Source organism: Methylobacterium sp. NEAU K, assembly GCF_030700285.1.
In the GTDB taxonomy this organism is placed as follows: Bacteria; Pseudomonadota; Alphaproteobacteria; order Rhizobiales; family Beijerinckiaceae; genus Methylobacterium.
Window position 1 is genome coordinate 58,138 of sequence record NZ_JAUYZJ010000029.1, and the last position, 12,767, is coordinate 70,904.

The 12,767-nt window shown below is 73.9% G+C and carries 13 protein-coding genes and 1 pseudogene; 7 read left to right on the top strand and 7 right to left on the bottom strand.

Annotation, left to right across the window (positions count from 1 at the left end):
* Positions 1-112 precede the first annotated feature (112 nt).
* Together Q8W67_RS20445 and thrC are read right to left on the bottom strand one after the other, a co-directional pair.
* Positions 113-1,408, bottom strand: a complete 1,296-nt coding sequence (locus Q8W67_RS20445; protein ID WP_305549336.1) for a pitrilysin family protein — start codon at positions 1,406-1,408, stop codon at positions 113-115.
* Between the two features lie 7 nt (positions 1,409-1,415).
* Positions 1,416-2,828, bottom strand: a complete 1,413-nt coding sequence (thrC, locus tag Q8W67_RS20450; protein WP_305549339.1) for a threonine synthase — start codon at positions 2,826-2,828, stop codon at positions 1,416-1,418.
* Between the two features lie 267 nt (positions 2,829-3,095).
* Here thrC and Q8W67_RS20455 point away from each other — a divergent pair, with 267 nt between their 5' ends.
* A complete protein-coding gene (locus Q8W67_RS20455; protein WP_305549342.1) occupies positions 3,096-3,503 on the top strand; it encodes a hypothetical protein in 408 nt (135 codons plus the stop codon).
* Positions 3,504-3,565: 62 nt separating this feature from the next.
* Positions 3,566-4,015 (top strand): hypothetical protein, encoded by a 450-nt coding sequence (locus tag Q8W67_RS20460; protein WP_305549345.1) that lies wholly within the window; start codon positions 3,566-3,568, stop codon positions 4,013-4,015.
* 24 nt (positions 4,016-4,039) lie between these two features.
* Here Q8W67_RS20460 and Q8W67_RS20465 read toward each other — a convergent pair whose 3' ends face one another.
* Complete coding sequence (locus tag Q8W67_RS20465) at positions 4,040-4,453, bottom strand: DUF4864 domain-containing protein (RefSeq protein ID WP_305549348.1); 414 nt, start codon at positions 4,451-4,453, stop codon at positions 4,040-4,042.
* 305 nt (positions 4,454-4,758) lie between these two features.
* Here Q8W67_RS20465 and rutA point away from each other — a divergent pair, with 305 nt between their 5' ends.
* Genes rutA through rutD form a run of 4 tightly spaced genes read left to right on the top strand, consistent with a single transcriptional unit; the run spans position 4,759 to position 7,838 of the window.
* Positions 4,759-5,853, top strand: coding sequence for a pyrimidine utilization protein A (gene rutA / locus Q8W67_RS20470; RefSeq protein ID WP_305549376.1), 1,095 nt, complete (start codon positions 4,759-4,761; stop codon positions 5,851-5,853).
* A gap of 16 nt (positions 5,854-5,869) precedes the next feature.
* Positions 5,870-6,607, top strand: coding sequence for a pyrimidine utilization protein B (rutB, locus tag Q8W67_RS20475; protein ID WP_305549352.1), 738 nt, complete (start codon positions 5,870-5,872; stop codon positions 6,605-6,607).
* 44 nt (positions 6,608-6,651) lie between these two features.
* On the top strand, positions 6,652-7,038 hold the full coding sequence (rutC, locus tag Q8W67_RS20480) for a pyrimidine utilization protein C (RefSeq protein ID WP_305549355.1): 387 nt from the start codon (positions 6,652-6,654) through the stop codon (positions 7,036-7,038).
* Entirely contained in the window at positions 7,035-7,838 is an 804-nt protein-coding gene (rutD, locus tag Q8W67_RS20485) for a pyrimidine utilization protein D (RefSeq protein WP_305549358.1), read from the top strand. Before rutC ends, rutD begins: the two co-directional genes overlap by 4 nt.
* 7 nt (positions 7,839-7,845) lie before the next feature.
* Here rutD and Q8W67_RS20490 read toward each other — a convergent pair whose 3' ends face one another.
* From Q8W67_RS20490 to Q8W67_RS20505, 4 genes are all read right to left on the bottom strand, one after another.
* Entirely contained in the window at positions 7,846-8,856 is a 1,011-nt protein-coding gene (locus Q8W67_RS20490; protein ID WP_305549361.1) for a DUF2142 domain-containing protein, read from the bottom strand.
* Between the two features lie 172 nt (positions 8,857-9,028).
* Positions 9,029-9,973 (bottom strand): glycosyltransferase family 2 protein, encoded by a 945-nt coding sequence (locus tag Q8W67_RS20495; protein WP_305549364.1) that lies wholly within the window; start codon positions 9,971-9,973, stop codon positions 9,029-9,031.
* Complete coding sequence (locus tag Q8W67_RS20500; RefSeq protein ID WP_305549367.1) at positions 9,970-10,875, bottom strand: glycosyltransferase family 2 protein; 906 nt, start codon at positions 10,873-10,875, stop codon at positions 9,970-9,972. Before Q8W67_RS20500 ends, Q8W67_RS20495 begins: the two co-directional genes overlap by 4 nt.
* A 33-nt stretch (positions 10,876-10,908) precedes the next feature.
* The gene (locus tag Q8W67_RS20505) at positions 10,909-11,529 is read right to left on the bottom strand and encodes a PadR family transcriptional regulator (RefSeq protein WP_305549369.1); all 621 of its coding nucleotides are present in this window, start codon (positions 11,527-11,529) and stop codon (positions 10,909-10,911) included.
* Between the two features lie 345 nt (positions 11,530-11,874).
* Between Q8W67_RS20505 and Q8W67_RS20510 the strand changes: the two are divergent.
* Positions 11,875-12,767, top strand: a pseudogene (locus Q8W67_RS20510) (glycosyl transferase); the annotation flags it as partial.

Genomic DNA, 12,767 nt, shown 5'->3' on the forward strand with positions numbered 1-12,767 from the left:
GCCCTGGGGTCGGTTCACCATCCGCGGATCGCGCCCTTTTGCGGCCAAATCAAGTTGGGCGGGGCGCGGGTGCGCCCGCGCTGGGGGAAAGTTGCCGGGCGCGGCGGCCGATTCAGGCCGTTCCGAGGGCGGCGGCGATCCGGTCGAGGGCGGGCAGCTTGCGGATCGGGCCGATCGCCGCCAGCGTCGGCGCTCCCTGGAGCATCGCGGCCGCCGCCGCCCGCACGTCCCCGACCGTGACGGCGTCGACCTTGTCGATCACCTCCCCGGCAGGGATCACCCGGCCCCAGGCCAGGATCTGACGGGCGTTGCGCTCGATGCGCCCGCCCGGCGTCTCCAGGGCGGAGAGCAGGGACACCTTCAGCTGCGCCTTGGCGCGGGCGATCTCGGCCTCGTCGAGATCGCGGGCGGCCCGGGCGGTGGCCGCGAGCGTCACGTCGACGAGTTCGGGCAGGTCGGCCCCCGCGGTCCCGGCGCCGATGCCGAACAGGCCGCAATCGGAGAACGGCCAGTGGAAGGCCTGGATCTCGTAGGCGAGGCCGCGGGTCTCGCGCACCTCCTGCCAAAGCCGCGAGGTCAGGCCGCCGCCGAGCACCTGGGCGAACATGTGGAGCGCGTGGTAGCGGTCGTCCCGGAACGACAGGCCGGGCAGGCCGATCACCACGTTGGCCTGCTCGAGCTTGCGCGGCATCCGCCGCTCGCCGCCGCCGTAGATCCCCGGCACCGCAGCGGGCGCCACCGTGGCCGGCAGGGCGCCGAAATGGCGCTCGGCCGCTTCGACGATCGCCTCGTGGGTCACCGCGCCGGCCCCGGCCACGACGATGCGGTCCGGCGTGTACTCGCGGGCGAGGTAGGCGCGGATGCCAGCCTCGTCGAAGCTCCGGATCGTCTCGGGCCGCCCGAGGATCGGCCGGCCGACCGGTTGATTCGGAAAAGCCGCCTCCGTGAAGGCGTCGTAGACCACGTCGTCGGGGGTGTCCTCGACGGCGGCGTATTCCTGCAGGATCACGCCCTTCTCCCGGGCGAGTTCGCCCGCGTCGAACACCGAATCGGTGAGGATGTCGCCGATCACGTCGAGGGCGAGGCCGACATCCTCGCCGAGCACCCGGGCGGTGTAGCTCGTGCCCTCCGTGGAGGTGGCGGCGTTGATCTCGCCGCCGACGTTCTCGATCGCCTCGGCGATTCTCTGGGCCGAGCGCGCGCGGGTGCCCTTGAAGGCCATGTGCTCGATGAGGTGGGACAGGCCGGCCTCGTCCGCCCGCTCGTTGCGCGAGCCGGCGCCGACCCAGACGCCGAGGCTCGCGGTCGCGACCCCCGGCATCGGCTCGGTGACCACCGTGACACCGTTGTCGAGCCGCGTCGTGCGTAAGGAAGGCGAGGCGGCGTGCGTGGAGAAATGCTGGTTCATCGCGGGCTCAGGCACCCTTCGTGATACGGGCGCGCTCGCGGATCAGCCGCTCCACCGCGGCCTGGTCGTTGGCCACCGGGGTCATGCGCTCGGGCCGGTCCATGAGGTCGGCGAGATGCGGGGGCAGGGGCGGGCGCAGGCCGCCCGTGGCCTTGGCGACCGCGTCCGGGAACTTCGCCGGGTGGGCGGTCCCGAGCGCCACCACCGGGGTGGCCGGATCCGTCTCCAGGAGCCGCCGTCCGGCGCGCACCCCGATGGCGCTGTGGGGATCGAGCACCACACCGGTGGCGGCCTGGGTGAGCGCGATCTCCTCCATGACGTCGCTCTCCGTCACCGCCGTGGCGTCGAATTCCGAGCGGATCGCGGCGAGCACATCCGGGCTCAGGGAGAAGCCGCCGGACTGCTTCAGCCCGGCCATCAGCCGCGACAGAGCGGAGGCGTCGCGCCCGAGGGTCTCGAACAGCAGGCGCTCGAAGTTGGAGGAGATCTGGATGTCCATGGAGGGCGAGGTGGTCGGCACGACGCCGCGCAGCTCGTAGGCCCCGTGCTCCAGGGTGCGCACCAGGATGTCGTTGGCGTTGGTGCCGATCATCAGCCGCCCGATCGGCAGCCCCATCCGCTTGGCGACCCAGCCGGCGAGCACATCGCCGAAATTGCCCGTGGGCACCGCGAAGGAGACCGGCCGGTGCGGCGCGCCCAGGGCGACCGCGCTGGTGAAGTAGTAGACCGCCTGCGCGGCGACCCGGGCCCAGTTGATCGAGTTGACCCCGGACAGGCGCACCGCATCGGCAAAATCCGCGTGCTGGAACAGGGCCTTGACCAGGTTCTGGCAATCGTCGAACGTGCCGTCGACGGCGAGCGCGTGGACGTTCTCGGCCGCCACCGAGGTCATCTGCCGCCGCTGGACCTCGGAGACCCGCCCGTGCGGATAGAGGATGAATACGTCGACCCGGTCGAGGCCGCCGAAGGCCTCGACGGCGGCCGAGCCGGTATCGCCCGAGGTCGCGCCCACGATGGTGGCGCGGGCGCCGCGCTGGGCCAGCACGTGGTCCATCAGCCGCCCGAGCAGCTGCATCGCCACGTCCTTGAAGGCGAGCGTCGGCCCGTGGAAGAGCTCCAGCAGGAACAGGTTGTCGTCCAGCTGGGTCAGCGGGCAGACCGCCGGGTGGCGGAAGGTGGCGTAGGCCTCGTCGATCATCCGGTCGAGGTCCGGGCCGGCGATCTCGCCGTCGATCAGGGGGCGCAGCACGCGCTTGGCGGCCTCCGCGTAGGGCTTGCCGGCCAGCCCGGCGATCTCCGACCGGCCGATCTGCGGCCAGGTCTGGGGCACGTAGAGCCCGCCGTCGCGGGCGAGGCCTGCGAGGAGCGCATCCGAGAACGAGAGCGGCGCGGCCTCGCCGCGGGTCGAGACGTGGAGCACAGGGGCCTCCGGGAGGAAGGCGCCCCCTCTACACGATGCGGGCGGACCTGTCGAAAGTCCGGGATGCGGCGGTCCATCGCCGGCCGGAGCAGGACCCGGAGGTTTAACCGGGCCTGAACGGGCCGGTTCAGGACCGGTTCCGGCGCCGCTCCTAGAACGGGACCACCCCGGCGGCGCCTCGGGACGGGCCGCCGGCCGGCCCCGGCCCGGCGCCGCGGGGGCGGCCCAGCCCCGTTCGCACGGGGTGCCCTCCGGAAGAGAGCCGACATGATTCGAACCCTTGCCCTGGCGGCTGCCGCGGCTTTGCTGTTGGGCACCGCCGCCATCGCGCAGTCACAGCCCCTCGCATCGCCCGCCGCACCGCCCCCCGGCGGCCCGGGGCCCGGCCCCGAGGCCGGCGCCCCGCCGCCGCCTCCGGGCGCCCCCCGGCGGGGTCCCGGCCGGGACGCACCGCCCCCACCGCCCGGAGGCCCGCAGCGGGGCCCGGGCCCCGACGGTCCGCCTCCCACACCGCCGCCTCCGCCGCCTCCGAAGGGTGCGCATTTCGTGTTCGAGCGCGGCGATGCCCGGATCGACGTGAAATGCGCCGACGACGAGTCGATGAAGGCCTGTGCCGACATCACCCTGCAGATGCTCGACAAGCTCGCCACCCTGCGGCCCGGCGACGCCCGATAGGCCGCTCGGCCACCGGAGGCGCGGGACCCGCGACCTGCGGCCCTCAAGACAGGATCATCGACATGACCGATATGCACGACGCCACCGGAACCGTCTGGGCGGTCTTCGGACACCGCTTCGCCCTCGACGGGGCAGGGGGACGGATCCTGGCGGATCTCGGCCCGAAGGGCGCCGCGGGCATCACGCTCGCGGTGGGCGACCGGGTCTCGCTGCGGGGCTCGCGAAAGCCCTCCGCCATCAAGGTCGCCAGCCTCACCCTGGCGGACGGCTCGACCCGCACCATCGACTGGCCGGAGACGGCGGGTCCCGGCCACCCGCCGGCCTATCCCGCCCTCGCGATCCGGGCCGCGGAGGCGGCGGGCTACGCGGTGTCCGGTCGGCCCGAGCGGAAGCCCAAGCATTTCGAACTCGTGGGCTCCAAGGACGGCGTGGACCACGCGATCCATGTCGCGCTCGACGGCCGGATCCGGAAGGCCGAGGCCCTCGGCGCCGCGGAACGCCGGCCGGCCTGACGGCGCCCCTGCCCGGGAAGCGCCTCAGGCGCTCGTGCCCGGCGCCTTGACCAGGCGGCAGCCCGTGATGTGCCACTGGCCGTCCGCGTCCCGGGCGAGGCTGTACTCGGCGGTCCAGTCGACGCCGTACTCGTCCTGGATCGCCACGGACTGCGTCACCGTCCCGTCGTCCGTGTCCCGCGCTGGGCCGAACACGAAGCTGCGGTGGCGATAGACCGGGCGGTACTGGTTGCGCACCATGCCGATGAACAGGTCGGCGTTCGGAAACAGCTCCCGGATCGCCGGGGCCGCCTGGGCGTAGGCGGTCGGCGCGTCGTCGCGACCGAACGCCTCGACCTGCTTGGCGATCACCGCCCTGGCCGCCGCGCCGGCGCCGTCATCGGCCGCCGCCGGTCCCGCGAGGCCGAGGACGAACAGGAGGGCGAGCCACGCGCGCATCGACGGTCACTCCGACTGAGCCGGCTTCGAATCTAGACGTCCGGAGGCCGCCGGCAAGCGCCGCGTGAAAGCGCGCACGGGCTGGGCAGGAGCCGCGTGCCGGGTGGGCAAGACGCTGTAAAAATAAGCAGATCCGGGCCGGACCGGGCGCGCGGGTTTGACCCTCCGGCCGGGTTTTGCAAGCCTGCCGGGATCGCCCCGGCCGCCGGGGCTGGACCGGCCGAGGGGAGCGCATGGCGATGACCCAGATCCAGCCAGACGGGGACCTCCGCCCCGAAGATGCCCCTGCCCCGACGCTCCCCGCAATGCGTGTCGGGGTGTTCATCCCGATCGGCAACAACGGCTGGCTGCTGTCCGAGAACGCCCCGCAATACCGCCCGAGCTTCGCGCTGAACAAGGCGGTCACCCTGAAGGCCGAGGGCTACGGGTTCGACTTCGCCCTGTCGATGATCAAGCTGCGCGGCTTCGGCGGCAAGACCGAGTTCTGGGACCACAACCTCGAATCCTTCACCCTGATGGCCGGGCTCGCCGCGGTCACCACCCGGATCAAGCTGTTCGCCACCGCGGCGACCCTGTGCCTGCCGCCCGCGATCGTCGCCCGCATGGCCTCGACCATCGACTCGATCTCCGATGGGCGCTTCGGCCTGAACCTGATCACCGGCTGGCAGAAGCCGGAATACGACCAGATGGGCCTGTGGCCCGGCGAGGATTATTTCTCGCGGCGTTACGAGTACTTATCGGAATATGCTCAGGTTCTGCGCGAGCTGTGGGAGACGGGCGCAAGCAACCTCAAGGGCACGTTCTTCAAAATGAACGATTGCCGGCTGAGTCCCCGGCCGCAGGCACCGATGAAGATCATCTGCGCCGGCCAGAGCGGCGCCGGCCTGGCCTTCACGGCGCGCTACGCCGACTACAATTTCTGCCTGGGCAAGGGCCTGAACACGCCCACCGCCTTCGCGCCCGTGGTGGAACGGCTGGCTGAGGCCAGCGCCCAGACCGGGCGGCGGGTGACCTCCTACGCGCTGTTCATGATCATCGCCGACGAGACCGACGATGCCGCCATGGCCACCTGGGAGCACTTCAAGGCGGGGGCCGATTCCGAGGCGATCGCGTGGCTCGGGGTCCAGGGCGCGGCCGACACCCGATCCGGCAGCGACACCAACGTGCGCCAGCTCGCCGATCCGACCTCGGCGGTGAACCTCAACATGGGCACCCTGGTGGGCAGCTACGCCCAGGTGGCCGCGATGCTCGACGCGATCATGACGATCGACGGGGTGGAGGGCGTGCTGCTGGTGTTCGACGACTTCCTCAAAGGTCTCGACGCCTTCGGGACGCGGATCCAGCCGCTGATGCAGACCCGCCGGCACGTGGTGCCGGCGCCGCTCGCCGAGGTCGCGTGATGAGAGAGATCGCCTGATGGATGCCCCCGCGGGTTTTCGCGATGCCCGGGGCCGCCACGGCGGCGTGGTCCTGCCGGCCCGGCCCGAGCCGATCGCCTTCGACCCGGCCGCGACGGCGCTGATCGTCATCGACATGCAGAACGCCTACGCGAGCGCGGGCGGCTATCTCGACCTGGCGGGCTTCGACGTGTCGGGCACCGGCCCGGTCATCGCCCGGATCGCGCGGGCGGTGGCGGCGGCCCGCGCCGCCGGGATCCGGATCCTGTGGTTCCAGAACGGCTGGGACCCGGACTACGTCGAGGCTGGCGGCCCGGGCTCGCCGAACTGGCACAAGTCCAACGCCCTCAAGACCATGCGGCGGAATCCTGAGATGAACGCGCAGCTGCTCGCCAAGGGCTCCTGGGACTACGCCCTGGTGGAGGGTCTGACGCCGGGGCCCGGCGACATCGTGATGGGCAAGCCGCGCTACAGCGGCTTCTACAACACCGCCCTCGACAGTACCCTGCGGTCCCGGGGGGTGAACACGCTGGTCTTCACCGGCATCGCCACCAACGTCTGCGTCGAGTCGACCCTTCGGGACGGCTACCACCGCGAGTATTTCGGCATCGTGCTGGCCGACGCCACGCATCAGGCGGGCCCCGAAAGCCTGCAGCAGGGGGCGCTTTCCAATATCGAGACCTTCTTCGGCTGGGTCTCGGACGTATCCACGTTCGAGGCGGCGCTCGGCGCGGAGACGCGCGCGGCCGCCGAATAGACCCACCGCCATCCCCGCACCCGCAACGCCGGAGTCCTAAGCAAATGCCGAAGCAGGTCGTTATTCCGCCGGGGACCGGCAAGCCGCTCGCCCCCTACGTGCCGGGGACGCTCGCCGACGGGGTGCTCTACGTCTCGGGCACGCTGCCGCTCGATGCAGACGCCAACGTGGTCCATGTCGGGGATGCCGGCGCCCAGGCCCGGCACGTTCTGGAGACGATCAAGGGCGTGGTCGAGGCTGCGGGCGGCACGATGGACGACGTCACCTTCAACCACGTCTTCCTGAAGGACTGGGCCGATTACGCGGCGATCAACGTGGTCTACGCGGACTACTTCCCCGGGGAGAAGCCGGCGCGCTACTGCATCCAGTGCGGCCTCGTGAAGCCGGACGCCCTCGTGGAGATCGCCTCCGTGGCCCATATCGGCCGATGACCGGCGGGCCCGCGCCCGGGGCGGCCCCGCTCCATCACGCGGCGGCGGGCCCGGCGGCGGGGCGGCCGGTGCTGCTCTCGCCGGGGCTCGGCGGCTCGGCCGGCTACTTCGCGCCGCAGATGGCGGCCCTGACGGAAACATTCCGGGTCGTGACCTACGACCACCGCGGGACCGGACGCTCGCCCGACCGACTCGGGCCGGACCACGACATCCCTGCCATGGCCCGGGACGCGCTCGCCGTCCTGGATGCCGCCGGCGTGGACCGGGCCGACGTGGTCGGCCACGCGCTGGGCGGCCTGATCGCCCTGCAGATGGCGCTCACCGCCCCCGGGCGGGTCGGGCGGATCGTCGTGATCAATGGCTGGGACGCGATGGACCCGGTCACGCGCCGCTGCTTCGCGGCCCGCAAGGCGATCCTGGAAGGCGGCGGCCCGGAGGCCTTCGTGCGGGCGCAGGCGATCTTCCTGTACCCGGCCCCCTGGCTCTCGGCCCAGGCCGGGCGGGTCGCGGCCGACGAGGCGCAGGCCCTCGCGCATTTCCCGGGGGTCGAGACCGTGCTGGCGCGCATCGGCGCCCTCGAGCGCTTCACGATCGCGGACCGTCTCGGCGCCATCCCGCACGAGACCCTGGTGATGGCGGCGCGCGACGACGTGCTGGTGCCCTATACGCGGTCCGAGCGCCTCGCGGCCGCGCTGCCCGACGCCCGCCTCGACCTCGCACCCGAGGGCGGCCACGCCCACAGCGTGACGCGACCGGAGGCGTTCAACCGGGCGCTGCTCGATTTCCTGGGGCCCGCCTGACCTGGCCTCACGCCCGCAGGACCACCAGCGGCAGCGCCGCCACGTCGATCGCGGCGGCCAGGACGGGGAGCAGCGCCGGCCAGCGCAGGGAAGCCGCGGTGCCGATCCGCCCCCGGGCGAAGGCCAGAACCAGCATCGGCACCAGGGGGAGCAGGTCGCGGCCCTGCAGCCCGTCGAGACGGTCGGCGCCGAGATCGGTCCGGGCGCGGAGAGCGTGCGACAGGACTGCCAGCCCCAGGCCCAGCAGCGCGCCGCCCGTGAGCCACAGCCGCTCCGCCGGCGGGGGCAGGGGGCCGCGCCGGAGTGCCAGGAACGGCACCAGCAGGGCCACGGCCCAGAGCCCGTAGACCGGCCAGGGCAGGACCAGGTCGCGCCCGCCGAGCCCGTCCACCGCGCCGACGACCCGGGCGGTGGCGAGCGGCGTCCAGAGAGCGGCGGGCAGGAGGGTGAGGACGGCGAGCGACAGGCGGCGCCGGCAGAACCGGCCGAGCCGCCCCGGCGGCGGGAACGGGACCAGCAGCATCGCGGCGACCGGCGCGCAGGGCGGGTTCGCCAGCACGATCAGGGCGATCGCCAGCGCGGCCCCGACGCGGCGCGCCGGCCCGTCCGGGCCCGTCAGGGGCCGCGGCGTGAGCAGCGCGGCGGCCAGCGCCGCCAGTGCGATGATGAGCCCGTCCGGGCTGAACGAGGCTGCGAGCGACGCCGGCAGGCAGAGCAGCGCGAACAGCGCGGCCTGGCCCCGGGAGGCCAGGGCCAGGGCGGCCAGGCCGAGCCCCGTGTAGGCGGCGGCATCGGCGAGCCGGCCGAGCCGGGCGGCGGCCGCGGGTTCGAGGCCGAACCCCTCGCCGGCGCGCAGGCCGAGGGTGCCGAGGGCGTCCAGGAGGGTCGGGTCGGTGACGATGATGCGGCCGGTCTCGCCGAGGGGGGCGGTCAGCGCGAGCGCGACGCAGACCGGCAGGCCGAGGCCCAGGAAGGCGAGGCACCAGACCCGGGCTCCCCCGGCGGATGGCCGGATCACGGCCGCCCCCGGGCTGCCGCCACGGCTGCGTCGCGGCCGGCCCCGCTGCGCCGGGGCGGGGCGGCCGCCTTGTCGGCGGGCAGGGCGCGGGCGTTTCGCGGTCCATGCAGCATCGCGATTCCAGGATCGGCGCGGCCTGTCCCGCAGCCGGAGGGGGCGGGGGCGGGTCGGATCAGCCGGCCGGCCGCGGGCGCGCTGCTCCGAGAACGCCCGGGAGCGCCGCGGCCAGGAGAGCCGCCGCCCGCAGGACCTCCGCGGCCTCGCCGGGGGATCGGCGGGCCAGCGCCAGGGCGAGCCGCAGCGGCACCTGCGCGCCGAAGCTCGCCGCCGTGAGCGCCAGGGCGGCGGCGAGGCCGTGATGCTTGCCGGCATACAGGATCTGGCTGCGCAGGAAGTAGAACAGGCGCAGCGCCCGCACCTGCCGGGTCGTGCCCTGGCCGACATGGCGGGCGACCGCCCCGGCCACGTGCCGCACCGTGAAGCCCGCCGTCCGGGCGCGGGTGCAGAGGTCGGCATCCTCCCAATAGACGAAGAAGCGCGGATCGAAGCCGCCCAGCGCCGCGAACAGGTCGCGGCGGATCATCAGGAAGGCGCCCATCACCTGGTCGACGGCGCGGTCCTCCGCGTGGTCCCACTCGACCAGGAAGTGCGGCCGCACGAGCCCCAGCCGGTCGAGGGCGAGGGCACGGCCGAGCAGGCCGAGGCCGGAGGGCGCCCGGGCGCAGGAGCGCGCGGTCCGCCCGTCGGGATCGACGAGCCGCGCGCCGACGATCCCGGTCCGCGGATCGGCCATCAGGGCGGCGCGGGCCAGCCCCAGCGCATCCGGCTCGACCTGCGTGTCCGGGTTGAGGAACAGGATCGCGGGGGCGTACCCCGCGGCCGCGCCCTGGTCGCAGGCCCGGCCGAAGCCGAGATTCTCGGGGTTGCGGATCAGCAGGAGCGGGCGGGGCAGGGCGGGCAGCTCCTCCGTCGATCCGTCCCGGGAGGCGTTGTCCACCACGGTGACCTGCACGGATGCGGCGTCGTCCACGGCCGCGAGGCTCGCCAGGCAGGCGCGAAGCAGGGCGCCCCCGTTCCAATTGACGATCACCACGTCGAGGGCAGGGGGGTCGGTCATGGTCTGTCCCGGGGCGGTCCGAGGCGCCCGAGGGCGCCGTCGCGGGCGGCCGCGAGAAGGCGGATCAGCACGGCAGGCCGCCAGCCCGAATCCGCCCAGTACAGCCCGGCCTGGAGCGGCAGGTAGGCGGCCTGGGCGAGCTTCCAGCGCAGCGGCACGTGCGGCAGGCGCCAGGCGTAGACCGCGTTGCGCAGGTAGGTCGCCATGCGGAACAGGGGCTGGCGCGGCATCGCGATCCCGAAGCCGCGGATCACCCCGCAGCCGACCCGGTGCGGGATCGCGACGTCGCGGGCGAGGTAGCAGCCGAAGCCCAGGCTCCAGGCGCGAAAGCACCATTCCAGCTCGACCCCGTCGATGAAGAAATCGGCGCGGAACGGCCCGACCCGGGCCAGGGCGTCGAGGTCGATCAGCGAGCCCGAGGTCGCCAGGAACTGAACCGGGACGAGGCCGTCGCGGACGGGCGCGCCGGGGCGGCCCGGGTAGGCCGGCGCCTTGTGGCCGGCGGCCGGGGCGGGGCGCGGCCCCACCACCGCGGCCGGGATCCCGGCGTCCCGCAGCCGGCCGAGCGCCGCCAGCAGCGCGGCGGCGAGACCCGCCGGCGGCGCGGCATCCTGGTCGAGCAGCAGCAGGGTCTCGGCGCCCGCGGCCCGGGCCGCCTCCGCGATCCGGTTGAGCGCCTCGGCGATGCCGCGGTTGCGCCCCTCCGACAGCAGGGTCACGCCGGCCCGGGCGAGGCGCTCCGCGTCCGCGGCGGCCAAGCGACCCGCGTCGCCGCCATCGTCGAAGGCGATCACCGCCGCGTACCCGGAGCGGGCCTGGGCCAGCACCCGATCCACTTGGTCCCGGTCCGGCCGGAACAGGGGGATGCCGAGCGCGAGGCGGCTCACCTGCGGATCAGGCATGGGCCGGGCCCCGGCAGCCCCACGTCCAGCCGCTCACGCCCGCTCCACCGCGGCGGTCGCCGCCTCCAGGGCGGCCGTGATGGCGGCGGCCTGGTCGGCGTCGAGCGGTCCGCGGGCCAGCCGCATCTGCAGGGCGAGCTTCAGCCCCTCCCGGGCGCGCACCAGGGAGGGCGGCGGCCCGTCGCCCCGGGCGGCCTCCGCCTCGGCCATCCGGGCGAGGATCGCCTCCAGGGTCGGGCGGTTGCCGTCCAGGACGGCTTGCCCCTCCGGGGTGATCGCGTGCAGCCGCTTGGTGCCCTCCCCGGGGGTCACCGTGACGTGACCGAGCTCCTCCAGGAGGGTGAGCGTCGGGTAGACCGTGCCGGGGCTCGGGCTGTAGGCCCCGCCGACCCGCTCCTCGATCGCCTTGATGATCTCGTAGCCGTGCCGCGGCTTCTCGGCGATGAGGTGGAGGATGACGAGGCGCAGGTCGCCATGCGCGAAGAAGCGCGCGAGGTCTCCGCGGCCGCCGCGGCCGAACATCCGGCGCTCGCCCCGCCCCCGGCCGTGATGCCCGCGATGCTCGGAGCCCGTGCCGCCGCGATGGCCGCGAGACCGGTACCCGTCGAACGGATCGGCGGCGTGCCAGCCGAGACGCGGTGGGACGTGGCGCATAGGGCCGACTCGATTTCGATAGAACGTAAATTTAGATATATCGAATTTGGCACGTCGACAAGTGCGATCTGCGCGTCGGGTCCCGTGCCGCAACGGTGCTCGGGCGAGAGGCGGCCGGGAGGAGGCAGGTGGCCCATGGTTTACGGGCCACGCCGGTTCCGTTAGTTCGATTGCAACCAACGCGATACCCGCCTCCGCGCCCCGCGCGCCCCCGACGCTGCCCGCCAGCTGCCGACCATGAGCCGATCCGAGACCAGCGCCCCGACCGTGCCCGCCCCGAAGGCGGCCGACGGATGCCGCGCCCTGTGACGGCCCAGGTCGGACGTCACTCCCCAGAGTCCTGAGATGCGCCTCGGTTTCAACGGGATCGGCCGGCCGCCGACCCTCGGGCAGTTCAGGCGCCGCATCGCCAAGCCCCTCGCGCGCGGCCTCGTGGGCTCCGCGCGCGTCCTGCGCCTCCGCTGGCGCCAGCTCAGCGACCCGCTGGGCAAGCCCGCCGCCCTGCACGCCCGATGGGTCGGCGCGGACGCCGCCGCAGGCGCGGTCCCTGAGGCGCGGCTGGCCGCGGCGCTGGAGCCCTACTTCGACGCGGGCTTCTACGCGAGCTGGTACGGCATCGCGGTCGACCCGGTCCGCGACTATCTCGTGACGGGCTGGCGCGAGGGCCGGGATCCCCGGCCCGACTTCTCCACCGCCGACTACCTCGCCGCCCGCCCGTATCTCGCCGCCGCCGGGGTCAATCCGTTCCTGCACTGGATCACCGCCCAGCGCGCCCAGGACGGCGCCGCGCTGCCCAAGCCCGACACCCGGCAGGCCGAGCGCCTGGCCCGCCGCCTCGTGGACGGCCCCTTCTACCTCGCCAACAACCCCGACCTCGAGGCCGCCGGCGTCGATCCGGCGGCCCACTACATGGCGTCGGGCTGGCGCGAGGGCCGCGAGCCGTCGCCCCGCTTCGACACCCTGGCCTACTGCCTCAGCCGCGGCATCTCCTACGCCACCTGGAACCCGCTGGTGCACTACGTCCTGCACGGCGGATCCGCCCGGCCGGGCGCCGAGGAGACGCGCGCCCTCCAGGCCGAGACGCTGGCGCCGTATTTCGACGCCGCCTACTACCGCCGCGGGCTGGACGAGGCGCAGGCGGAGGCGCTGGCCGGCACCTCCGACGCAGCGCTGCTGCGGGCCTACGTGGCCGGCGGCTGGCGGGCGCTGCGCAGCCCGCGCCAGGATTTCGACCCGGC

Excerpts from the sequence above, each read along its gene's own strand:
- Q8W67_RS20445 (WP_305549336.1), bottom strand. The coding sequence starts at position 1,408 with ATGAACCAGCATTTCTCCACGCACGCCGCCTCGCCTTCCTTACGCACG.
- Q8W67_RS20455 (WP_305549342.1), top strand. The coding sequence starts at position 3,096 with ATGATTCGAACCCTTGCCCTGGCGGCTGCCGCGGCTTTGCTGTTGGGC.
- Q8W67_RS20460 (WP_305549345.1), top strand. The coding sequence starts at position 3,566 with ATGACCGATATGCACGACGCCACCGGAACCGTCTGGGCGGTCTTCGGA.
- Q8W67_RS20465 (WP_305549348.1), bottom strand. The coding sequence starts at position 4,453 with ATGCGCGCGTGGCTCGCCCTCCTGTTCGTCCTCGGCCTCGCGGGACCG.
- rutA (WP_305549376.1), top strand. The coding sequence starts at position 4,759 with ATGCGTGTCGGGGTGTTCATCCCGATCGGCAACAACGGCTGGCTGCTG.
- rutB (WP_305549352.1), top strand. The coding sequence starts at position 5,870 with ATGGATGCCCCCGCGGGTTTTCGCGATGCCCGGGGCCGCCACGGCGGC.
- rutC (WP_305549355.1), top strand. The coding sequence starts at position 6,652 with ATGCCGAAGCAGGTCGTTATTCCGCCGGGGACCGGCAAGCCGCTCGCC.
- rutD (WP_305549358.1), top strand. The coding sequence starts at position 7,035 with ATGACCGGCGGGCCCGCGCCCGGGGCGGCCCCGCTCCATCACGCGGCG.
- Q8W67_RS20495 (WP_305549364.1), bottom strand. The coding sequence starts at position 9,973 with ATGACCGACCCCCCTGCCCTCGACGTGGTGATCGTCAATTGGAACGGG.
- Q8W67_RS20500 (WP_305549367.1), bottom strand. The coding sequence starts at position 10,875 with ATGCCTGATCCGCAGGTGAGCCGCCTCGCGCTCGGCATCCCCCTGTTC.
- Q8W67_RS20505 (WP_305549369.1), bottom strand. The coding sequence starts at position 11,529 with ATGCGCCACGTCCCACCGCGTCTCGGCTGGCACGCCGCCGATCCGTTC.